This window comes from Streptomyces sp. NPDC057253 (assembly GCF_042669125.1).
Classification (GTDB): Bacteria; Actinomycetota; Actinomycetes; order Streptomycetales; family Streptomycetaceae; genus Streptomyces.
Genome location: NZ_JBHUXV010000050.1, coordinates 43,792 through 64,631 on the forward strand (window position 1 = coordinate 43,792; position 20,840 = coordinate 64,631).

Here is a 20,840-nt window from a genome sequence, read left to right on the forward strand (position 1 = left end):
GGTCAGGAGGCCTTCCGCAGGCCTCCGAAGATCAACTGGGCCACGGCGTCCGACACCTCGCGCTCGTTCATGCCGCGGCCGTCGGGGCGGTACCACTCCACGATCGAGTTGATCATCCCGAAGACCAGGCGGGTCGCCAGGCGCACCTCCACGTCACCGCGTACGTCGCCGTCCGCGGCCGCCGCCTTCAGCAGTTCGGCGACCCGGTGGTCGAAGTCTCGGCGGCGCTCCAGCGCCCAGCGCTCGGTGCCGGTGTTGCCCCGCACCCGCAGCAGCAGGGTGACGTAGGGCAGTTCGGCGATCAGCACCTCGACCATGCGCCGCACCACGTACTCCAGGCGGTCCAAGGCCCGCCCCACGCGCGCGTGCTCCTCGTCGAGGATGCCGAACAGGCCGTCCAGGGCCCGGCTGACGGCCCGGCGCAGGAGCTCCTCCTTGCCGGTCACATGGTGGTAGATCGACGACTTGGAGATGCCGGCGGCCTTGGAGAGGTGCTCCATGGAGGTGCCGTCGTAGCCGCGCTCGATGAAGACCTGGACGGCGACGGACAGCAGCGTCTCGGGGGTGTACGTGTCCCGCTTGGCGGTCGTCATGAGGTGCTGCCCTCCCGCTTGTCGGAGGCGTAGGCGTGCCGGTACAGCGCGAGCGAGGGAGCGTACCGCCCGGAGGGGTCGCGCAGGTGCAGGTCGTCGAGGAGGCTGTAGGCCCAGTTGCGGCCGAGCCGGCGGCTCCACTCGAAGGGGCCGAGCGGGTAGTTCACCCCGAGCCGCATCGCGGTGTCGATGTCCTCCTCGGTGGCCACGCCCTTGGCGACCGCGTCGTGCGCGAGGTCGACGATCCGGGCGACCGTACGGGCGACGATCATGCCGGGCACGTCACCGATGACGCTGACGTCCTTGCCGAGCGCCTGGAAGAGCCCCACGGCCTCGGACAGGGTCTGCTGCGCGGTGTCCTGGGAGGCGGACAGGGCGATGCGGGTGGCCCTGCGGTAGTCCAGGGCGAGGTCGAAGTAGACGACGTCCCGGAACTCCACCGAGGTCTGCCCGTCGGCGAGCGCGAGCTGTCCGCCGCTCGGCAGGACCAGCCGGGTGCCGTGGTCCTCCTCGTCCTCGCGGACCGGGATGCCCGCCTCGCGGATCAGCGCGAGCAGTTCGGACGCGGGGCCCAGGTCGCCCTCGACGACGACATGGGCGGGGGCCGGGGCCGGCTCCGCGGTGTGCGGCTCGTCGCGCTCGGCGCCCTCCGTGTAGTCGTACCAGCCCTGTCCGCTCTTGCGGCCGAGCCGGCCCGACTCGACCAGGCGCTGCTGGGCGAGGGAGGGCGTGAAGCGCACGTCCTGGAAGAAGGCCCGCCACACCGAGTGCGTGACCGATTCGTTGACGTCCTGCCCGATCAGGTCGGTCAGCTCGAAGGCGCCCATCTTGAAGCCGCCGCACTCGCGCAGCACGGCGTCGATGGTGGCGGGCTCGGCGCCCTGGGCCTCGTGGACCGCGAAGGCCTCGGCGTAGAAGGGCCGCGCGATGCGGTTGACGATGAAACCGGGGGTGTCGGCGCAGGCGACCGGTGTCTTGCCCCACGCGCGGGCCGTCTCGTACGCGCGCGTGGCCGAGGAGACGTCGGTGGCGAACCCGGAGACGACCTCGACCAGCGGCAGCAGCGGAGCGGGGTTGAAGAAGTGCAGGCCCACGAACCGGCCCGGGTTGCGCAGGGCGCCGGCGATGGCGGTCACCGACAGGGAGGAGGTGTTGGTGGCGAGCAGACAGTCCTCGTCGACGATGTCCTCGAGCTGCCGGAACAGCTCCTGCTTGACCTCCAGCCGCTCCAGGACGGCCTCGACGACCAGGGTGCAGTCCGCGAGGTCGGCGAGCTGCTCCGCGGCCATCAGGCGGGTGCGCGCGGTGTCCCGGTCGGCGGCGGTGAGCCGGTCCTTCGCGACGAGCCGGTCCAGGCGGGCACCGATCGCGTCGGCCGCCTCCCGGGCTCGGCCGGGAAGGGCGTCGTAGAGCCGCACGGGATGGCCGGCGACCAGCGCGACCTGGGCGATGCCCTGGCCCATGGTGCCGGTGCCGACGACGGCCACGGGGCTGCTGAGGTCGAGTGCTGTCATGTGCGCGATCCTCCCGCACGGGGTTTTCCACAGATGCGGCGGACCCCCTTGTACCGACCGATCGTTCGGTTACTCTAACTCTGACTGGCTGTTCCTGCCCCTGTTTCTGCCCAGGTCATGGACTCGACGAAGAGTTCGCAAGACGAGGAGTTGGTCCCGCATGGCCGCCGAACTGACCGCCCACGAGCTGATCGCCGCGCACCGGCCCACCCTCGACCAGGCGCTGGAGGCGATCCGCACCCGCGCGTACTGGTCCCCGCACCCCGAGCACCCCAAGGCCTACGGGGAGCACGGCAGCCTCGACATGGCCGCGGGCAAGGCCGCCTTCGACGCCCTGCTGGGCAGCCGCCTCGACCTCGGCCAGCCCGGCACCGACGACTGGGTGGGCGGCGAGGTGTCGCCGTACGGCATCGAGCTGGGCGTCGAGTACCCGCACGCGGACCTCGACGTGCTGCTGCCCGCCATGAAGGCCGGTCAGCGGGCCTGGCGGGACGCGGGCGCGGAGATCCGCGCGGTGGTCTGCCTGGAGATCCTCAAGCGGATCAGCGACCGGACCCACGAGTTCGCGCACGCGGTCATGCACACCAGCGGCCAGGCCTTCATGATGGCGTTCCAGGCGGGCGGCCCGCACGCGCAGGACCGCGGCCTGGAGGCGGTGGCGTACGCGTACGTGGAGCAGGTCCGCACCCCCGACACCGCGGAGTGGACCAAGCCGCAGGGCAAGCGCGACCCGCTCGCGCTCACCAAGCGGTTCACGCCGGTCCCGCGCGGGATCGGCCTGGTCATCGGCTGCAACACCTTCCCGACGTGGAACGGCTATCCGGGCCTGTTCGCCTCCCTGGCCACCGGAAACGCCGTCCTGGTCAAGCCGCACCCGCGCGCGGTGCTGCCGCTCGCGCTCACCGTGCAGGTGGCGCGCTCCGTGCTCGCCGAGGCGGGCTTCGACCCGAACCTGGTCGCGCTCGCCGCCGAGCGCCCCGGCGAGGGCATCGCGAAGACCCTGGCGACCCGCCCGGAGATCCGGATCATCGACTACACCGGCTCCACGGAGTTCGGTGACTGGCTGGAGGCCAACGCCCGCCAGGCGCAGGTCTACACCGAGAAGGCCGGCGTCAACTCGGTCCTCGTCGAGTCGGCCGGGAACTACAAGGGGATGCTCGCCAACCTGGCCTTCTCGCTGTCGCTGTACAGCGGGCAGATGTGCACCACCCCGCAGAACCTGCTGATCCCCCGCGACGGCATCCGCACCGACGAGGGCCCCAAGACCTACGACGAGGTGGTCGCCGACCTCGCCCGCGCGGTCGACGGCCTCCTCGGCGACGACGCGCGCGCCAACGCCCTGCTGGGCGCGATCGTCAACCCGGACGTGAAGGCGCGGGTGGAGGCCGCGGCCGGACTCGGCGAGGTCGCCCTGGCCTCCCGGGAGATCACCAACCCGGAGTTCCCGGGCGCGGTCGTGCGCACCCCCGTCCTCGTCAAGCTGGACGGCGCCAAGCCGGACGACGAGGCCGTCTACATGAGCGAGTGCTTCGGCCCTGTGTCCTTCGCGGTGGCGGTGGACTCGGCCTCCGACGCGCTCGAGCTGCTGCGCCGGACGATCCGCGAGAAGGGCGCGATGACGGTCGGCGCGTACACCAGCGACGAAGAGGTTGAGCAGGCCGTCCAGGAGGTCTGTCTGGAGGAGGCCGCGCAGCTGTCGCTGAACCTGGTCGGCGGGGTGTACGTCAACCAGACGGCCGCGTTCTCCGACTTCCACGGCTCGGGCGGCAACCCGGCGGCCAACTCCGCGCTGTGCGACGGGGCGTTCGTCGCGAACCGCTTCCGGGTCGTCGAGGTGCGCCGGGAGGCCTAGGAGCCGCCGAGACTCCAGTGGTAGAGCGTCATCGCCACGCTCGTCGCCAGGTTGTAGCTGGAGACCTGGGGGCGCATCGGGAGCGCGACCAGATGATCGGCACGCGCGCGTACGTCGGGTGACAGTCCGCTGCGCTCCGAGCCGAAGGCGAGGACGGCGTCGTCCGGGAGCTTCAGGCCCCGGATGTCGTCGCCCTCCGGGTCCAGGGCGAACAGCGGTCCCGGCGGCAGTTCGGCGGCCGTCAGGCGCTCCACCGCGGTCGCGAAGTGCAGGCCCGCCCCGCCGCGCACGACCGTGGGGTGCCAGGGATCGAGCGGGCCCGTGGTGACCACCCCGGTCGCGCCGAAGCCCGCGGCCAGGCGGATCACGGCTCCGGCGTTGCCGAGGTTGCGCGGCTGGTCGAGGACCACCACAGGGGCGGTGCGCGGGGTGTGCGCCAGCTTCTCGAGGTGGGCGGCCCGGGGCGGTCGTACGGCCAATGCCGCCACGGCCGTGGGATGCGGGCGCGGCACGAGCGCCCGGTATGCCGGCTCCGGGATCTCCGTCAGCAGCGCCGCCAGGGTCTGCCGTACGTCCGGTGCGAGCTCGTCGGCCAGGGCGAGCGCGGCACTCCGGTCGGCGGTGACCGCCACCGGGACCTCGGCACCGAAACGCACCGCGTGCTTGAGGGCGTGGAAGCCGTCGAGCAGCACGGAGGTGTCGGCGAGCCGGTGCCACAGGCTCAGGGGATCGGTACCGGTCATGCGGGGAAGCCTACGTGCGCGGGATCGGGGTTCTCGGGGTTCTCCCGGCCCGGTTCCTTCGGTGCCCGCTGCTTCGGAGGCCCGGGGACCGGGGTGTCCGCGCCCGCCCGCCGCGTCCGGAGCCGCGACCGGAGCCGTGTCAGCAGCAGGGCACGCACGCGTACGGCGGTGTCGCCGAGGCGGCGCAGGAACGACGTCGGCAGGAAGACCGAGTCGGCGGCGATCATCGCCAGCGAGAAGAACGGCAGACCCAGGACGACCGCGATCACCGCGTGCTCGGTGATCATGGCCGCCAGCAGGACGTTCTTGACGCGCCGGTTGAACAGGGTGAACGGGAAGGCGACCTGCACGGCGACCGTGCCGTACGTCACCAGCATCACCATGAGGCCGTTCGCCGACAGCAGGTCGGCGAGGGCGGGCCACGGTGAGAAGGACTCCAGGTGGAGGGGGTAGTAGACGGCGGTGCCGTCCTGCCAGCGGGAGCCCTGGATCTTGTACCAGCCCGCGGTCGCGTAGATCAGACAGGCCTCGGCCATGATCACGAACAGCGCGCCGTTGTGGACGATGTTGCCGATGACGTCGAGCATGATCCGCGACTGACCGGACCGGCCGAGGCGTCCGACGGCCCACCACAGGGCCTGCGCCAGCCACAGGCCCCACAGCAGCACCGGGACGACCAGGTCGCCGTCCAGCCTGCCCAGGAGGGTCGCCGACACCAGCACGAGCCCGAGGACGCCCCACAGCGCCGGGCCGGCCCGGTCGACGACGTGCTCCCCACGCGCGTGTGCCTCGCGGGTGCGCCGGGCCCGTCGCTCGTCCAGCGACCAGACCTGGCCGCAGCGGGTGAGGACGAGGTAGAGGGACATCAGGTGCAGGACGTTGTCGCCGCCGTCGCCCATGAAGACGCTGCGGTTCTGGAGCGAGAGCACACCGACCATGAACAGGACGGACATCGCGCGGGTGTGCCAGCCGAGCAGCAGCAGGAGGCTCGACAGGACGGCCAGCGCGTAGACGGTCTCGAACCAGAATTGTCCGTTGAACCACATCAGGGTGGTGAACGCGCCATTGGTCGAGATCAGCTGCTCGGCGAGGTTCCAGTTCCAGGGCCCGTCGGGGCCGTAGAGCTCCTGGCGGTGCGGGAGCTCGCGCAGCAGGAACAGCAGCCAGGTCGCGCTGAAGCCGATGCGGATCATCGCGCTCTGGTAGGGGCCGAGGGCGGTCTCGGTGACCCTGGCGATCGCGTGCGACACCGCGAGGACGAATCGGTTCACCGGACGCTCCCCTCGGTGTCGTCCGCCGTCACGGGCCACCAGGACAGCTCCCGGTAGACCGGCTGCACCGAGACCTTCTCCTCGCTCCACTTCGGCGGCGGGACGTTGGAGGTCCTGGAGCGCACCTGGACGCTCACGAGGACGTCGCCCTTCGCGGTGGCCTTCTCGCGCTCGATGCGCAGCACCACGATGCGGCGCAGATACGTCTCGGACAGGGTGCCGCGCAGGCCGATCGGACGGTTGTTCGTGTCATGGGTGGCGACGAAGAGGTCCCAGGAGCGGCGCAGCTCGTTCTGCTGGGTGTGGCTGGGCAGCGGATTGCCGTCTATGGCCCGGCCGTCCTGGGCGGAGAGGTCGTACCAGCCCGTCGTACGGCTGCCCCCGTCGGCCCCGCGGATCCGGGCCCGGACCTGCACCGCGATGTCCTGTTGCAGCGGGTTCGGGGCGAACAGCTTCCAGTTCTGCTCGAACTCCGGGTAGATCCAGTCGTCGACCGCCCTGCCGTGCTGCTTGGTCACGGTGTTCGTCGGCGCGACGTGCAGGAACACCATCCCGATGTGCACACAGACGGCGACGGCCACGAGGGCCAGCGCCAGGGCGACGCCGATCTGGTAGCGGAGGGAGAGGGCGGCTATGCCGGTGCGGGGGTCGGGGTCGGGGGGTGGGGTGGGGGCGGGGAGGGGCGGGCGTATCGGGGTGGGGGCGGGCGTGAGTTCGGGGGCGGGGGCGTGGGGTGAGGCGGGCGCCGGGGCGGGGCGGGGGTTGGGGAGGCGAGGGGGCGTGGACTCGGCCGCACCGGGCGGCTCGGCCGGTCCGGCGGGGGCGGGCGGCTCGGCGGCGGGGCTGGCGGGGGCGGGCGGCTCGGCGGCGGGGCTGGCCGGGGCGGGCGGCTCGGCCTGTTCGCTCGGCTGAGTGGGCCTGGCTGGATCCGTCGGTTCGGTCGGGTCGGCGGGGCTGGTGGCATCGGTCGGCTCGACGGAGTCGGTTGGAGCTGTCGGCTCGGGGGTGTGGCTCGGGTCGCTCGGGGCGTCCGGGTTTCGCCGGGCGTTCGAGCCTCCGTCGTACGCGTCCATTCCGCCCCGTTCCCGATTCCGGTCCATCCCGCAGCCGCACCGGCACGGTACTCAGGCCCGACCGCCCCGCACAGCCCTTGCGGGAAGCCCCCACCGTGGCCGTTCTCACTCCCGGCCCGGTTTTCCACAGGCGGCGGCCGTGGGTTTTCCACAGCGGTGGACACCTTACGGCCCCTCGCGCACCATGGATGGGCAGGAACCGAACGATCGGTCGGCGTCCGGCCGTTCCCTTCTTCTAGAACCTGTTCTATCTTGACGGACCGTCAGATCAGCTGACCCGATCTGCCGACCCGATCTGCCACCGTCGGAAGGACAGGGACCGTGGACTTCACCTTCAGCGAGGAGCAGCAGGCGGCGGCCGAGGCGGCGCGGGGGGTGTTCGCCGACGTCGCCCCGGACGCGGTGCCGTCCCCCGCGCTCACCACAGGCGCCGTGGCCGACGAGTTCGACCGCGCGCTGTGGGCCAGGCTCGCCGACGCGGACCTGCTGAGCCTGCTGGTGGCACCGGAGTACGGCGGATCGGGCCTGGACGCCGTCGCGCTGTGCCTGGTGCTGCGCGAGTCGGCCAAGGTGCTGGCACGGGTGCCGCTGCTGGAGAACAGCGCGGCCCTGGCCGCCGTGCAGGCCTACGGCGGGCAGGAGCTGAGGGCGGCTCTGCTGGAGCGGGCCGGGCGCGGGGAGGTCGTGCTGACCGTCGCCGCGAGCGGCCGCACCGGCCACGACCCCGCCGAACTCGCCGTCACCGCGCGGCAGGGGGAGGGCGAGGGCGCCGGCTGGGTCCTGGACGGGGTGCAGACGGCGGTGCCGTGGGCGTACGACGCGGACTTCGTCGTCGTCCCCGCACACACCGCGGCCGACCGGACCGTCCTCGCGCTGGTGCCCCGGGTCCATGACGGGGTCGCGCTCGGCGAGCAGTTCTCCACCAGCGGGGAGCGGCTCGGCGAGCTGCGGCTGGACTCGGTGCGGATCGGCGCGCGGGACGTGATCGACGTCGAGGGGGCCTGGGAGTGGCTGCGGGACCTGCTGACCACGGGGACGTGCGCGCTGGCGCTCGGTCTGGGCGAGCGGGTGCTGCGGATGAGCAGTGAGTACACCAGCAAGCGCGTGCAGTTCGGGTTCCCGGTCGCCACCTTCCAGGCCGTCGCCGTGCAGGCCGCCGACCGGTACATCGACCTGCGCGCGATGGAGGTCACGTTGTGGCAGGCCGCGTGGCGGCTCTCCTCGGGGGCGCGCGGTGCGCTGCCGGTCGCGGGGGACGTCGCCGTGGCGAAGATCTGGGCCTCGGAGGGGGTACGGCGGGTGGTGCAGACGGCACAGCATCTGCACGGCGGCTTCGGCGCCGACGTCGACTACCCGCTGCACCGCTACCACGCCTGGGCCAAGCATCTGGAGCTGTCCCTGGGCCCGGCGGCGGCGCACGAGGAGGCGTTGGGGGATCTGCTGGCGGCACATTCTCTGGCGTAGGTGAAACCGCGGGGCCCTTGATCGGCGACTGAGAGGATGACGGAACCGCTCCGAACCAAGGAGGCCGAGCATGATGCTGCTCGCCCTGTCCGGCATCCTCGTGCTCACCGTCGGGGGATGTGTCTGCGTGTGGTGGGCGGCCCGGGGCGGCCCACGCTGGACCCGCGCGGTGTCGGCCGCGACCCTCGCGGCGGGCCAACTGGCCCGCCGAGCGAGCCGCTACGACCGGAACCCGAGCGGCCAGGACAACTGAACGCCGCCGCGCGGCACCGCCGGGGGGCTGCGCGGGATCGCCGGGCCGCTGCGCGGGATCGCCGAGGGCTGCGCGGAATCACCTGGCGCTCGGAACTCCCCGAGGCTGAGGCCGACCCGAGACTCAGACCCGCCGGAGACTCACGCCCTCCCGAGACACAGCCCCACCCGACACTCAGGCCGGCCCGAAACCCATGCCGACCCCGGCCCCGGTACCGCCGGAGGCTAAAGCACGAAGCCCGGGCGGCCGTCGTCCGTCACCACCGGGCGGCCCACCTCGGCCCACAGCTGCATGCCGCCGTCGACGTTCACGGCGTCGATGCCCTGCTGGGCCAGGTACATCGTGACCTGTGCCGAACGGCCGCCGGAGCGGCAGATCACATGCACGCGGCCGTCCTGCGGCGCGGCCTCGGTCAGCTCGCCGTAGCGGGCCACGAACTCGCTGATGGGGATGTGCAGCGCCCCTTCGGCATGCCCCGCCTGCCACTCGTCGTCCTCGCGGACGTCCAGCAGGAAATCCTCGTCCTTGAGGTCAGTGACCTGGACCGTGGGCACACCACCACCGAAATTCATGGAGTCGACGCTACCCGACGCCCCTCGGGCGCCGCCGGTCACTCCTGCGCGAGCAGCTCCGCGAGCTCCGCCTCGCGCGCCGAGACGTCGGCCAGGAGCTGCTCGGCGATCTCCTCCAGGAGCTGGTCGGGGTCGTCCGGTGCCATCCGGAGCATCGAGCCGATCGCGCTCTCCTCCAGCTCCCGCGCGACCACCGACAGCAGTTCCTTGCGCTGGGACAGCCATTCGAGGCGGGCGTAGAGCTCCTCGCTGGGCGTCGGGCCCTGCTCCGGGGGCTTGGGCCCGGCGGCCCACTCCTCGGACAGTTCCCGCAGGAGCGGCTCGTCGCCGCGGGAGTAGGCCGCGTTGACCCGGGTGATGAACTCCTCGCGCCGGGCCCGCTCGGCGTCGTCCTGGGCCAGGTCCGGGTGTGCCTTGCGGGCGAGCTCGCGGTAGAGCTTGCGGGCCTCGTCGCTGGGGCGCACCCGCTGCGGGGGCCGCACCGGCTGGTCGGTGAGCATCGCGGCGGCCTCCGGGAAGAGTCCCTCCCCGTCCATCCAGCCGTGGAACAGCTCCTCCACACCGGGCATCGGCAGCACCTGGGCGCGGGCCTCCTGCGCCTTGCGCAGGTCCTCGGGGTCACCGCTGCGGGCGGCCCGGGCCTCCGCGATCCGCGCCTCCAGCTCGTCGAGGCGGGCGTACATGGGGCCGAGCCGCTGGTGGTGCAGGCGGGAGAAGTTCTCCACCTCGATGCGGAAGGTCTCCACCGCGATCTCGTACTCGATGAGCGCCTGCTCGGCGGCCCGCACGGCTCGCTCCAGCCGCGCGGTGCCTGTGCCTGCGGCAGCTGTGCCGTCGGGTTCCGGGGACGTCATCCGGACAGCGTAACGGTGTGGGCGTGGGGCGAGCGCCAACCGGGTACCGGGCCGGGTTGTCGGGCGGGTGCGGGTGCGTCGTGGCTGGTCGCGCAGTTCCCCGCGCTTCTTCGGGGTGGGTGCAACAGCGCCTGTCGAAATGGGCCGTCTCCTCACACCCCCGTCTCCGCCGCCAGCCTCCCCGCCCTGACCGCCGTCACCAGTTCGCCGTGGTCCGCCTCCGTGCGGTCCGCATAGGTGACGGCGAACGTGGCGATCGCCTCGTCGAGTTCGTCGTTCTTGCCGCAGTAGCCGGAGATCAGGCGGGGGTCGGCGCTGTGGGAGTGGGCGCGGGCCAGGAGGGCGCCGGTCATGCGGCCGTAGTCGTCGATCTGGTCGGCGGAGAGGGCTGCGGGGTCGACGCTGCCCTTGCGGTTGCGGAACTGGCGGACCTGGAAGGGGCGGCCCTCGACGGTCGTCCAGCCCAGCAGGTTGTCGCTGACGACCTGCATCCGCTTCTGGCCCAGCACCACCCGGCGGCCCTCGTGCTCCACCTCCGGGACCTCGAAGCCCGCGGTGACCAGGTGGGGCAGCAGGGCCGAGGGCCTGGCCTCCTTGACCTGGAGGACCAGCGGTTCGCCCCGGTGGTCCAGCAGCAGGACGACATAGGAGCGGGTGCCCACACTGCCCGTGCCGACGACCCGGAACGCCACGTCGTGCACCGCGTGCCGGGCCAGCAGCGGCAGGCGGTCCTCGGAGAGCGTGGTCAGGTAGTGCTCCAGGGACGCGGCCACCGCCGCGGCCTCCGCGTCCGGCACCCGGCGCAGCACCGGCAGCGCCTCCACGAACCGCCGCCCGCCGTCCTCGGTCGGCTCCGTCGACCTGGCCGCGAAGCGCCCGCTGGTGTTGGCCCGCGCCTTCTCCGAGACCCGCTCCAGCGTGCCGACGAGGTCGTGGGCGTCGGTGTGCGAGACGAGTTCCTCGTCCGCGATGGCGTTCCACGCGTCCAGCACCGGCAGCTTGGCCAGCAGTCGCATGGTGCGCCGGTACGCGCCCACCGCGCCGTGGGCCGCCGCGCGGCAGGTGTCCTCGTCGGCGCCGGTCTCCCGGCCGGCGAGGACCAGGGACGCGGCGAGCCGCTTGAGGTCCCACTCCCAGGGGCCGTGGACCGTCTCGTCGAAGTCGTTCAGGTCGATGACCAGGTCGCCGCGGGCGTCGCCGTACAGGCCGAAGTTGGCCGCGTGGGCGTCACCGCAGATCTGGGCGCGGATCCTGGTCATCGGGGTGCGGGCCAGGTCGTAGGCCATGAGGCCCGCCGAGCCGCGCAGGAAGGCGAACGGCGTGGCCGCCATCCGGCCCACCCGCAGCGGGGTGAGCTCGGGGATGCGGCCGCGGCTCGACTCCTCGACCGCGTCGACCGCGCCGGGGCGGGAGATGTCGAGGTCGAGCGCGGCATGGGCGCTGCGCGGGACGCTCTCGCGCAGCGCCTTGCCCCGCTTCTTGGGCGAGTCCTGGTGCGCGCTCTCGGGCCACCGGGCGAAGCCGCGCACGACGGGCCGCCGGGCCGCACTTCCGGCGGACTCCGCCGCCGCTCCGGCCTGGGCTCCCGCACCGGTATCGGTCACACCGACCGCCTCCCCCGCAACTGGCTCCGCGCCGGTCCGGTGTCCGGTCCGCGCGTCAGGATCATCAACTCGTGCCGACCGTACAGCCACCAGCCGAAACGCGTCAGACCCTGTGGACAACTCCGCGGTTGTGGAGAAGCTCCGGGGGCGAGGGCGCCGTGCGGGCTCAGCCCAGCTTGTCCACCGCCTGGTAGTACGTCCACGCCAGCGCGTCGCACGACGTCTTCTTCACTCCGGAGTACGTGGCGCACACGCGCTTGAGGTCGGCGTAGAACGCGTTGTCCAGGCGGGCCTTGTTGGCCTGGAAGGTGCCGGCCGCCTCGTAGTTGCCGTAGCCGAAGTCATGGCGGACGCAGGCGTTCGCGAACGGGAAGCCGAAGGGGTTGTCGGGGGAGGTCGTGCAGTAGTCGGTCGACCAGTCGAAGCCGTACGCGCTCCAGGCGCCCTGGTTCGCTCGGGCCGCGATGAAGGCGTTGTAGCTGCTCGCGTCGGTCTGGGTCCAGCTGCTGAGCACGGCGGCCTTGTCGGCGGGGGCGGCCTGAGCGGTGGCCGCCGGCAGCAGGACGGCGGTCACGGCGAGGGCGGCGGTGAACAGAGGTGCGGCGAGACGACGGCGCATGGGCTCCTCCTCCGGGCACGGGGACGCCCCGGCGGGGATTCGCCGGGGCGTGGCCCAGAAGAAGGGGACGCTCTATGCCGTCCGCATGACGGAGCTATACCTGGCGGACCGCTCCTGGTCGGGCTCGGTCACGCGCGCAAATACGCCAGCACCGCCAGCACCCGTCGATGCGTCTCGTCCGCCGGCGGCAGGTCCAGCTTCGTCAGGATGCCCCCGATGTGCTTGCCCACGGCCGCCTCCGACACCACCAGCTCCCGTGCGATGGCCCCGTTGGACTTGCCCTCGGCTATCAGCGCCAGCACCTCCCGCTCGCGCGGGGTGAGCCGCTCCAGCGGGTCGCGGCGGCGGCGCAGCAACTGGCGTACGACTTCGGGGTCGACGACCGTGCCGCCCTCGGCGACCTCGGACAGGGCGTCGACGAACTCCTCGACCTGGCCGACCCGGTCCTTGAGCAGATAGCCGACGCCGGTGCCGTCGCCGGAGTCGAGGAGTTCGGAGGCGTAGGTGCGCTGCACGTACTGGCTGAGCACCAGCACCGGCAGGGCGGGGCGGCTCTCCCGGAGGCGGACCGCGGCGTGCAGGCCCTCGTCCTGGAAGCCGGGCGGCATGCGGACGTCGGTGACCACGATGTCCGGGTCGTGCTCCTCGACGGACGCGATCAGCGCACGGGCGTCACCGACGGCCGCGACGACCTCGTGGCCGCACCGGCCGAGCAGGCCTATGAGGCCCTCGCGCAGCAGCACGCTGTCCTCGGCCAGGACTACGCGAAGCGATCGGCCGCCTCGCTCAACTCGGTCGCCTCGCAAGGGAACTCCACACGCAGCAGGGTCGGTCCGCCCGGCGGGCTGGACAGGGAGAGTCTGCCATCCAGGACCGACACCCGGTCCGCGAGTCCGGTCAGTCCGGTGCCCGCGGAGGCGTCGGCGCCGCCGCGGCCGTCGTCGCGCACCTCCAGCAGCAGCCGTCCGCCGCTGTGCCCGCCGCGGACCTCCGCGCGGCTCGCCCCGCTGTGCTTGGCGATGTTGGCGAGGGCCTCGCAGACCACGAAGTACGCGGCCGCCTCCACCGCCTGCTCGAACCGTCCCGGCAGCGGTAGGTCCACGTCGACGGGGATCACGGAGCGGTCGGCGGCGTCGGCGACGGCGGCTTCGAGGCCGTAGTCCGCCAGGACCTTCGGATGGATGCCGTGGATGAGTTCACGCAGTTCCGCGAGGGCCTTGCCGGCCTCGTCGTGGGCCTTGGCGAGCTGATCGGCGAGCGGACCGGGCGGGGCGTCGAGGCGGGCCAGGCCCAGGGTCATCGTCAGGGCGACCAGGCGCTGTTGGGCGCCGTCGTGCAGATCGCGTTCGATGCGCCGGCGCTCGGCCTCGAAGGCGTCCACCAACCGCACCCGGGAACGGCTCAGTTCGACCACGCGGGCGCCCAGGTCGCCGTCCCGGTCGGCGATCAGCAGCCGGGTCAGCTCGGCGCGGGCGCCGGCCGCGACGCCCAGCGCGTAGGCGCCGAGGGCCAGGAGGAGCAGTCCCAGCACGGCGACCCCGAACGCCGTCGGCCAGGTGGTGACCGTCCACTGCTTGAGCACCTTCGTCTCCTGGCCCTCCCCGATCGTGGCCATGAGGAGCGGGGTGGCGGCCATGGAGAGCGGGAAGAGCAGCCCGACCGTGAACACCAGCGCGTCCAGCGGCCACAGCAGGCCCGCGAAGAGCACGGTGTACGCGAGTTCGCGCCAGGTGACCTGCTCCTTGAGCCGGGTCGTCAGCCAGGACACCAGTCCCTCGGCGGCCGGCGCCTGGTGCGGGTCCGGTGCCGGGTCCAGGTCGACGAGGCCGAGCCTGCGCCGCTCCACCCAGGCCACCGGCAGACCGGCGAGGGCCAGCACGACCAGCAGCGGCAGCCCGACCAGGACGACGGCCAGCGCTCCGCCGACCGCGGCCAGCGTCACCAGGCCGACCAGGGCGAGGACACCGGCGACCGCGCCGGTCAGCAGGTAGCAGACCGAGCGCCAGGGCCACGCCGACAGCAGGAAGCCCGGCCGGGACATGGCCTGCCACACATTCCGAGGGTGCATGGGAGTCACCGTAGAAGGGCGGCCGGGGGCGCTGCCATGGGTCCAGGGGGCGGGCCGGGGGTAGGGCCAGCCCTACCCCCGGCGGCGGGAGCGACGGAATCCGGCCAGGTCAGCGCCGGGATGCGGGCCGGTCGTAGGGCCGCTCGGGCCGTCGTACGACGATCTCGGCCGCCCCACGGCGGGTCACGGCCGTCCGCTCGCAGGCTCTTGCCACGGCAGGCTGCTGCCAAATTGAAGGCACAATTCCGCCAACGTGCGGTGCGAACAATGGCCAAAGGACAACGCTTCGGCGTTCCGCGCCGGCCGGGCCGCTCCACGGGCCGTGGCCGCACGAGATGGGGGAGTCACACGTGGAATTCCAGCTTCTCGGACCGGTGGAGGCGAGAGACGGGGCCCGGCGCATCGCGCTGTCCGGCTCCAAGGTGCACACGGTTCTCGCCGTGCTGCTGCTCGCCCGGGGACGGGTGGTGAGCGACGGACGGCTGAGCGAACTGCTGTGGGGGTGGAGTCCGCCCGCCACCATGAACGCGCAGATCTACACCTACATATCCCGGCTGCGGAAGCTGCTCGGCCCCGAGGTCGACCTGGTCCGGCGCCCGCCCGGCTACCAGTTGACGGCCGCCGGCGCCCACGTCGACGTCCTCGAGTACGAGCGCCTCGACCGGCTCGGCAGGCGGGCGCTGGAGGAGCGGCGGTTCGAGGACGCGGCCGAGACCCTGCGGCGGGCGCTGGAGTTGTGGCGCGGGCCGGCGCTGGCCAATGTGACGTCCTATCTCGCCGAGGCGGAGCTGCCCCGGCTGGAGGAGGCCCGCACCAGCACCCTGGAGCACCGCATCGAGGCGGACCTCGTCCTGGGCCGGCACCAGCGGGTGGTCTCCGAACTGACCGGTCTGGTCGCCGAGTTCCCGGTACGGGAGCGGCTGCGCGCCCAGCTGATGACGTCCCTGTACCGGTGCGGGCGGCAGGCCGAGGCGCTGCGGGTCTTCCACGAGGGGCGCGGGGTGCTCGCCGAGGAGCTCGGCGTGGACCCGGGACCGGACCTGACAGCCACCTACCAGGCGGTGCTCAGCGGCGAACTGAGCCTGCTGCCGCGGCCGGCCGCGAGCGGGCCGGTGTCGCTGGTGTCCCCGCCGGTCATGGTGCCGCCCGCGACCGCCGACTTCACCGGCCGCCAGGTCGAGTTCGCCGAGCTGTGCGCCCGGTTGGCGCCGGACGGCCGGCCCTCGGGCTTCCGGACCCGGCGCCTGCTGATCACCGGGATGGCCGGGATCGGCAAGACCGCCCTCGCCCTCCAGGTGGCGCATGCCGTGGCCGGGGAGTTCCCCGACGGGCTGCTGCACGCACGGCTGCGGCACGAGGACGGCACGGTCAAGGACTCCGCCGAGGTGCTCGTCGGGCTGTTGCGGGCGCTCGGCGAGCGCGACGAGGACATGGCGGCGCCGGACGCCCCGGACCGCCTGGACGACCTGATCCACCGCTATCGCACCCGGACCGCGGGGCGCCGGCTGCTGATCCTGCTGGACGACGCCGCGGGCGAACTCCAGCTGGACGCGCTGCTGCCGGCCACGACCGACGCGGCGGTGCTGGTGACCAGCCGCAACCGGCTCACCGCCGTGCCCGGTTCCCGCACCGTCGTGCTGGAGCCGATGGGGGTCTCGGAGTCCCTCGCGCTGCTCGCGACGATCGCCGGGAACACCCGGATCGTGGTGGAACCGGAGGCGGCCGACGTGATCGTGCGGGCGTGTGCCGGGCTGCCGCTCGCGCTGCGGGCCGCGGCGGTCCGGCTCGCCGCCCGTCCGCACCGCCCCGCCGCCCGACTGGCCCGGCGCCTCGCCGACCCGGCGCTGCGGCTCGGCGAACTGCGCGCCGGAGAGCTGGACGTGGGCCGCGTCCTCGGCTCGGCCCTGCGCGCCCGGCCGCACGGCGAGCGGGACCTCGCGCGCGTCCTGGCCTCGCCCGCCGCCGGCACGTTCACCGCGGCCGAGGCCGGGGTGGTGGCCGGGCTGTCCGAGGACACGGCCGAGGAACTGCTGGAACGGCTGGTCGAGGGCGCGCTGCTGGAGATGGCCGGCATCGACGCCGAGGGCCGCCCGCGCTACCGCTTCCACGCACTGGTCCGGCTCGCGGCGCTGACCGAGGCGGCCGGCCACGACACGGACAGGAACACCGACAGGCGGCTCACGGCGGCGGGTTGAGCCGTGGCCTACGACCGTCAGGGGCGCGCTACGCGGGTCGACCCGCTCCGCGCGGTGCTCCTGGTAGGTCCGCCCGAGCCCCGTGGGTATGCCCAGCCCTACCCCAAGTCTCGTCCCTGCCGCACTGCGTCGCGGTGTCCTCACGCGGTTTCGTGGAGTCACCGAGAGGACGAGAGAGGCGGCACCCGGATGACGGCTTGGCTGGCGGAGCAGATGGCGGCGCACGGCGGCGTCGGCATTCTCGCCGTGGTGCTGCTGCTGCCCGCGCTGGAGGCGGCTCTCCCGGTGATCGGCGCGCTGCTGCCGGGCCAGACGGCGGTGGTGCTGGGCGGGATGCTCGCCTGGCAGGGCCATGTGACGGTCGAGGCGGCGCTGCTCACCGCGCTGGCCGGCGCCGTCCTCGGCAACCTGGCCGGATACGCCGTCGGCCGCCGCTGGAAGGGCCGGGTGCTCGCACCGCTCCAGGCGCGGGCGGGCCGGCGCCGCTACACCGAGCGGGCCCTCGGGCTCATCGAACGCCGGGGCGCCGGCGCGGTGTTCGTCGGCCGGTTCACCGCCGTCCTGCGCACCCTGGTGCCGACCCTGTGCGGGGCGCTGCGCATGCCCCTGCGGCGCTATCTGCTGTGGTCCGTGGTCAGCAGCGCCGTGTGGGCCCCGGCGTTCGTGCTCATCGGCTATGTCATCGGGCCCGCCGGACCCGGGTGACACCGCCCCGGCGGCTCACGCAGCCTCTTGCCACGGCAGCCACCTGCCAGGCGCAACGCCGGACCCGGCACCCCGGCCCCGCCCACAATGGCGGTGCCGGCGCCGGCTCCACCAGCCCAGAACTTCCGTCCCGCCCAGGTGTGCGGGAGGACCGACACCGAACGAGTTGGGACAGATGAACAACGACGCCATCCAGTTGCGCTCCGTCAGCAGGAGCTACGGGTCGGGCGACAGCGCCGTCACCGCCCTCGACCAGGTCTCCCTCTCCTTCCCGCGCGGCACCTTCACCGCCGTCATGGGCCCCTCCGGCTCCGGCAAGTCGACCCTGCTCCAGTGCGCCGCGGGCCTGGACCGCCCCACCTCGGGCTCGGTCTCGGTGGGCGGCACCGAGCTGACCAAGCTCAGCGAGACCAAGCTGACGCTGCTGCGCCGCGAGCGCATCGGGTTCGTGTTCCAGGCGTTCAACCTGCTGCCCGCGCTGACCGCCGAGCAGAACGTCGCCCTGCCACTGCGGCTGGCCGGCAAGCGGGTCGCGAAGTCCCGGGTGCGTGAGGTGCTCCAGCAGGTCGGGCTGGGCGAGCGCGCCCGGCACCGGCCGACCGAGATGTCCGGCGGCCAGCAGCAGCGCGTCGCCCTGGCCCGCGCGCTGATCACTCGCCCCGAGGTCCTCTTCGGCGACGAGCCGACCGGTGCCCTGGACTCGCAGACCAGCCGCGAGGTGCTGGCCCTGCTGCGCTCCATGGTCGACCGCGAGGGTCAGACGATCATCATGGTCACCCACGACCCGGTCGCCGCCTCCTACGCCGACCGCGTGGTCTTCCTCGTCGACGGCCGGGTCAACGGCGAGCTGATCGGCGCGAGCGCGGACGACATCGCGGCCCGGATGACCAAGCTGGAGGCCGTGCCGTGCTGAGCGTCGCCCTGCGCACCCTGCGCACCCGCTGGGTCACCTTCGTCGGCAGCTTCGTCGCCCTCTCGCTGGGTGTCGCGCTGCTCGCCGTGATGGGCCTGGCCCTCGCCTCCTCCCTGGACGCGCCCGAGCGGCAGCCGGAGCGGTTCGCCGCGGCGCCGGTCGTCGTGCAGGGGCAGGACACCCTGTCGGTGCCGACCCCGATCGGCGACCGCACCCAGAAGCTCGTCCACCCGCGCGCGGTGCCCGAGGCGACCGTGGGCAGGCTCCGCGAGCTCGGCACGGTCGTCGCCGACCGGTCGTTCGCGGTGCGGGCCGCGAAGGGCCCCGGCGACCTGGTCGGCCACCCCTGGTCCACGGCCGCCTTCGCGCCGTACGCGATCGACGCGGGCCGTGCTCCCCGTGCCGCCGACGAGGTCGTCGTCACCGGTGACTGGGCCCGGCCCGGTGAGCGCGTCACGACCGACCGCGGGACCGTCACGGTCGTCGGCACCGTCGCCTCGCGCGGCTTCGAGGACGCCGTCTTCTACACCGACGCCCGGGCCGCCGAACTGTCGCCGACCAGCACCCAGGTGGTGGTGACGGCGGACGCGGCGGACGTGCGCGCGGCCGTCGAGGGACAGGACCTCCAGGTCCTCACCGGCACCGACCGCCGTCTCGCCGACGCCGATCCGGACCGCGACAGCGAGGCGCTCACCGCGATGAACGCCATGTTCGGCACCGCCGGCGGAGTCACCGCCTTCGTGTCGGTGTTCGTGGTGGCGTCCACGTTCGCCTTCGCGGTCGCCCAGCGGCGCCGGGAGTTCGGCCTGCTGCGCACCGCGGGCGCCACCCCCGGCCAGGTCCGGCGGATGGTGTTCGCCGAGGCCCTGGTGGTCGGCGTGCTGGCGTCGGCGGCGGGCTGTGTGCTCGGCGCGTACGGCGCCCCGAAGCTCGCCGCGTGGGTGGTCGACGGCGGGCTCGCACCCAGCTGGTTCACCATCGGCGACTTCACCTGGCCGTACCACATGGCCTTCTGGACCGGTCTGCTCGTCGCGCTGCTCGGGGTGATCGCCGCGTCCTGGCGGGCCGGCCGCACCGGCCCCACCCAGGCGCTGCGCGAGGCGTCCGTGGACACCAAGGCGATGACCTGGGGGCGCTGGCTGTTCGGGGCCGGGCTGCTGCTGACCGCGGCGGTGACCCTGGGGCTCGCCCTGGTCTCCGACCCGGGTGAACTGCTGCACCGCAAGACCTACGTCAGCCGTCCGATGCTGCTCATCACCGCGATCGCGCTGCTCGCGCCGGTCCTGGTGCGTCCGCTCACCCGGCTGATCGCCTGGCTGCCGGCCCAACTGCCCGGCGCGGGCGGCATGCTGGTGCGGGAGAACGCGGCTGCCGGCATCCGCCGTACGGCGGCGATCGCGGCGCCCGTCCTGGTCACCGTCGCTCTCGCGGGCTCGCTGCTGGGCGCCACGGCCACCCTGAACGAGGCGAAGGCCACCGAGACGCGCGAGCAGACGGCGGCCTCCTTCGTGGTCACGCCGGCCGGGGACGCCGGGTTCGACGCGGCGACCGTGCGCAAACTCAAGGCGGTCAAGGGCGCCGTGGTCTCGGCGACCTCGTCGAGTGCCGTGTACGTCCTGGAGGACGGCGTCGCCCTCATCAAGTCCGAGGCCCGCGCGGCCGATGCGGGTCCGCTCGCCGCGACCGTGCGTCTGCCGCTGGCCGCCGGGAAGGTGAGCGACCTCGACGACGACTCGATCATCGTCAACGAGGAGTGGGAGAAGCACACCGTCGGACAGCGCGTGGACGTGTGGCTCGGGAACGGCACGAAGAGGTCGCTGCGGATCGCCGCGGTGATGACGACCGGCACCGGGAACAACGGCGCCTATGTCACCCCCGCCAACGCCCCCGGTGCGCGCGTCGACCGGGTGGACGTCTCCCTCGCCGACGGGGCCGACCCGTCGGCCGTGTCCGCCGCGCTCACCAAGGCGGGCGGGCAGGTCTTCACCAAGGATCAGTGGGTGCAGGCCAGTTATCCCGAGACCAACCGGACCACCCGGTACGGCTTCATCCTGGTCCTCGGCATCGCCCTGCTCTACACCGGGATCTCCCTGGCCAACACGATGGTCATGGCGACCTCCGACCGGGTGCGCGACCTGGCCGTCCTGCGGCTGGCCGGGGCCACCCAGTGGCAGGTGCTCAGACTGGTCGCCGGTGAGGCGCTGATGGTCGTCGCGGTCGGCGGAGTGCTCGGACTCCTGGTCGCCGGGCTCAACCTGGCGGGCATGTGGAGCGCGCTCGGTCTGCTGTCGGTGTGGAGCCCGGTGGAGATGCCGTGGGCGGAGCTCGGGGCGACCGTGGGTGCGTGTGCCGTGCTGGCGGTGGTGTTCTCCGTCGCCCCCGCCGGGCTGGCCATGCGGCGCCGGGCCGTGGAACTGGCCGGCATGCGGGAGTGACCCCCTGACCGGCGCCGGTCGGTACCTCCCCCGTCCCGGTCGGCGCCACCCCGCTCGCGGACCCACCCCGGGGTCCACGAGCGGAAACGACGGCCGGGTCGCCTCGCAGGGC

The 20,840-nt window shown here is 73.2% G+C and carries 18 protein-coding genes; 7 read left to right on the forward strand and 11 right to left on the reverse strand.

Features of this window, described 5'->3' with window-relative positions; translation table 11 throughout:
* Window positions 1–2: 2 nt before the first annotated feature.
* A complete protein-coding gene (locus ACFULQ_RS25975; protein ID WP_383547758.1) occupies window positions 3–593 on the reverse strand; it encodes a TetR/AcrR family transcriptional regulator in 591 nt (196 codons plus the stop codon).
* A complete protein-coding gene (locus tag ACFULQ_RS25980) occupies window positions 590–2,107 on the reverse strand; it encodes a 3-hydroxyacyl-CoA dehydrogenase (protein WP_383547761.1) in 1,518 nt (505 codons plus the stop codon). The genes ACFULQ_RS25975 and ACFULQ_RS25980 overlap by 4 nt, the downstream gene beginning before the upstream one ends.
* Before the next feature lie 160 nt (window positions 2,108–2,267).
* Between ACFULQ_RS25980 and paaN the strand changes: the two genes are divergently transcribed.
* The gene (gene paaN / locus ACFULQ_RS25985; RefSeq protein ID WP_383547764.1) at window positions 2,268–3,959 is read left to right on the forward strand and encodes a phenylacetic acid degradation protein PaaN; all 1,692 of its coding nucleotides are present in this window, start codon (window positions 2,268–2,270) and stop codon (window positions 3,957–3,959) included.
* On the opposite strand, the gene ACFULQ_RS25990 is transcribed toward paaN, so the two are convergent.
* The 3 genes from ACFULQ_RS25990 to ACFULQ_RS26000 are packed head-to-tail and all read right to left on the reverse strand — an operon-like array spanning window position 3,956 to window position 7,046.
* Window positions 3,956–4,702, reverse strand: a complete 747-nt coding sequence (locus ACFULQ_RS25990; protein WP_383547767.1) for a TrmH family RNA methyltransferase — start codon at window positions 4,700–4,702, stop codon at window positions 3,956–3,958. The genes paaN and ACFULQ_RS25990 overlap by 4 nt on opposite strands.
* Window positions 4,699–5,973, reverse strand: coding sequence for an HTTM domain-containing protein (locus ACFULQ_RS25995; protein WP_383547770.1), 1,275 nt, complete (start codon window positions 5,971–5,973; stop codon window positions 4,699–4,701). Before ACFULQ_RS25995 ends, ACFULQ_RS25990 begins: the two co-directional genes overlap by 4 nt.
* Window positions 5,970–7,046: a DUF5819 family protein gene (locus ACFULQ_RS26000; RefSeq protein WP_383547773.1), complete on the reverse strand. Its 1,077-nt coding sequence runs from the start codon at window positions 7,044–7,046 to the stop codon at window positions 5,970–5,972. The genes ACFULQ_RS25995 and ACFULQ_RS26000 overlap by 4 nt, the downstream gene beginning before the upstream one ends.
* A gap of 321 nt (window positions 7,047–7,367) precedes the next feature.
* Here ACFULQ_RS26000 and ACFULQ_RS26005 point away from each other — a divergent pair, with 321 nt between their 5' ends.
* Together ACFULQ_RS26005 and ACFULQ_RS26010 are read left to right on the forward strand one after the other, a co-directional pair.
* Entirely contained in the window at window positions 7,368–8,510 is a 1,143-nt protein-coding gene (locus ACFULQ_RS26005) for an acyl-CoA dehydrogenase family protein (protein WP_383547776.1), read from the forward strand.
* Window positions 8,511–8,580: 70 nt separating this feature from the next.
* A complete protein-coding gene (locus ACFULQ_RS26010; RefSeq protein WP_383547778.1) occupies window positions 8,581–8,763 on the forward strand; it encodes a hypothetical protein in 183 nt (60 codons plus the stop codon).
* A gap of 224 nt (window positions 8,764–8,987) precedes the next feature.
* On the opposite strand, the gene ACFULQ_RS26015 is transcribed toward ACFULQ_RS26010, so the two are convergent.
* From ACFULQ_RS26015 to ACFULQ_RS26040, 6 genes are all read right to left on the reverse strand, one after another.
* On the reverse strand, window positions 8,988–9,317 hold the full coding sequence (locus ACFULQ_RS26015; protein WP_383547809.1) for a rhodanese-like domain-containing protein: 330 nt from the start codon (window positions 9,315–9,317) through the stop codon (window positions 8,988–8,990).
* Window positions 9,318–9,373: 56 nt separating this feature from the next.
* Window positions 9,374–10,189: a J domain-containing protein gene (locus tag ACFULQ_RS26020; protein ID WP_383547781.1), complete on the reverse strand. Its 816-nt coding sequence runs from the start codon at window positions 10,187–10,189 to the stop codon at window positions 9,374–9,376.
* Window positions 10,190–10,341: 152 nt separating this feature from the next.
* A complete protein-coding gene (locus ACFULQ_RS26025; RefSeq protein ID WP_383547784.1) occupies window positions 10,342–11,793 on the reverse strand; it encodes a DUF2252 domain-containing protein in 1,452 nt (483 codons plus the stop codon).
* A 166-nt stretch (window positions 11,794–11,959) separates the two neighbouring features.
* Window positions 11,960–12,412 carry a phospholipase gene (locus ACFULQ_RS26030; RefSeq protein ID WP_383547787.1) on the reverse strand — a complete coding sequence of 151 codons (453 nt, stop codon included), beginning with the start codon at window positions 12,410–12,412 and terminating at the stop codon, window positions 11,960–11,962.
* Window positions 12,413–12,540: 128 nt separating this feature from the next.
* The gene (locus ACFULQ_RS26035) at window positions 12,541–13,155 is read right to left on the reverse strand and encodes a LuxR C-terminal-related transcriptional regulator (RefSeq protein WP_383547789.1); all 615 of its coding nucleotides are present in this window, start codon (window positions 13,153–13,155) and stop codon (window positions 12,541–12,543) included.
* A gap of 17 nt (window positions 13,156–13,172) precedes the next feature.
* Window positions 13,173–14,453: a sensor histidine kinase gene (locus tag ACFULQ_RS26040; RefSeq protein ID WP_383547812.1), complete on the reverse strand. Its 1,281-nt coding sequence runs from the start codon at window positions 14,451–14,453 to the stop codon at window positions 13,173–13,175.
* Window positions 14,454–14,830: 377 nt separating this feature from the next.
* Between ACFULQ_RS26040 and ACFULQ_RS26045 the strand changes: the two genes are divergently transcribed.
* The 4 genes from ACFULQ_RS26045 to ACFULQ_RS26060 all read left to right on the forward strand — a co-directional run bounded on the left by ACFULQ_RS26045 (window position 14,831) and on the right by ACFULQ_RS26060 (window position 20,728).
* On the forward strand, window positions 14,831–16,675 hold the full coding sequence (locus ACFULQ_RS26045) for a BTAD domain-containing putative transcriptional regulator (RefSeq protein WP_383547792.1): 1,845 nt from the start codon (window positions 14,831–14,833) through the stop codon (window positions 16,673–16,675).
* A gap of 189 nt (window positions 16,676–16,864) precedes the next feature.
* A complete protein-coding gene (locus tag ACFULQ_RS26050) occupies window positions 16,865–17,380 on the forward strand; it encodes a DedA family protein (protein WP_383547794.1) in 516 nt (171 codons plus the stop codon).
* 175 nt (window positions 17,381–17,555) lie between these two features.
* The gene (locus ACFULQ_RS26055) at window positions 17,556–18,293 is read left to right on the forward strand and encodes an ABC transporter ATP-binding protein (protein ID WP_383547797.1); all 738 of its coding nucleotides are present in this window, start codon (window positions 17,556–17,558) and stop codon (window positions 18,291–18,293) included.
* On the forward strand, window positions 18,287–20,728 hold the full coding sequence (locus ACFULQ_RS26060; RefSeq protein ID WP_383547800.1) for an FtsX-like permease family protein: 2,442 nt from the start codon (window positions 18,287–18,289) through the stop codon (window positions 20,726–20,728). The genes ACFULQ_RS26055 and ACFULQ_RS26060 overlap by 7 nt, the downstream gene beginning before the upstream one ends.
* Window positions 20,729–20,840: the final 112 nt, after the last annotated feature.

What these genes read in the sequence shown, in the direction of transcription:
- ACFULQ_RS25975 (WP_383547758.1), bottom strand. Translation starts at nt 593, where the DNA reads ATGACGACCGCCAAGCGGGACACGTACACCCCCGAGACGCTGCTGTCC.
- ACFULQ_RS25980 (WP_383547761.1), bottom strand. Translation starts at nt 2,107, where the DNA reads ATGACAGCACTCGACCTCAGCAGCCCCGTGGCCGTCGTCGGCACCGGC.
- paaN (WP_383547764.1), top strand. Translation starts at nt 2,268, where the DNA reads ATGGCCGCCGAACTGACCGCCCACGAGCTGATCGCCGCGCACCGGCCC.
- ACFULQ_RS25990 (WP_383547767.1), bottom strand. Translation starts at nt 4,702, where the DNA reads ATGACCGGTACCGATCCCCTGAGCCTGTGGCACCGGCTCGCCGACACC.
- ACFULQ_RS26000 (WP_383547773.1), bottom strand. Translation starts at nt 7,046, where the DNA reads ATGGACGCGTACGACGGAGGCTCGAACGCCCGGCGAAACCCGGACGCC.
- ACFULQ_RS26010 (WP_383547778.1), top strand. Translation starts at nt 8,581, where the DNA reads ATGATGCTGCTCGCCCTGTCCGGCATCCTCGTGCTCACCGTCGGGGGA.
- ACFULQ_RS26020 (WP_383547781.1), bottom strand. Translation starts at nt 10,189, where the DNA reads ATGACGTCCCCGGAACCCGACGGCACAGCTGCCGCAGGCACAGGCACC.
- ACFULQ_RS26030 (WP_383547787.1), bottom strand. Translation starts at nt 12,412, where the DNA reads ATGCGCCGTCGTCTCGCCGCACCTCTGTTCACCGCCGCCCTCGCCGTG.
- ACFULQ_RS26040 (WP_383547812.1), bottom strand. Translation starts at nt 14,453, where the DNA reads ATGTCCCGGCCGGGCTTCCTGCTGTCGGCGTGGCCCTGGCGCTCGGTC.
- ACFULQ_RS26050 (WP_383547794.1), top strand. Translation starts at nt 16,865, where the DNA reads ATGACGGCTTGGCTGGCGGAGCAGATGGCGGCGCACGGCGGCGTCGGC.
- ACFULQ_RS26055 (WP_383547797.1), top strand. Translation starts at nt 17,556, where the DNA reads ATGAACAACGACGCCATCCAGTTGCGCTCCGTCAGCAGGAGCTACGGG.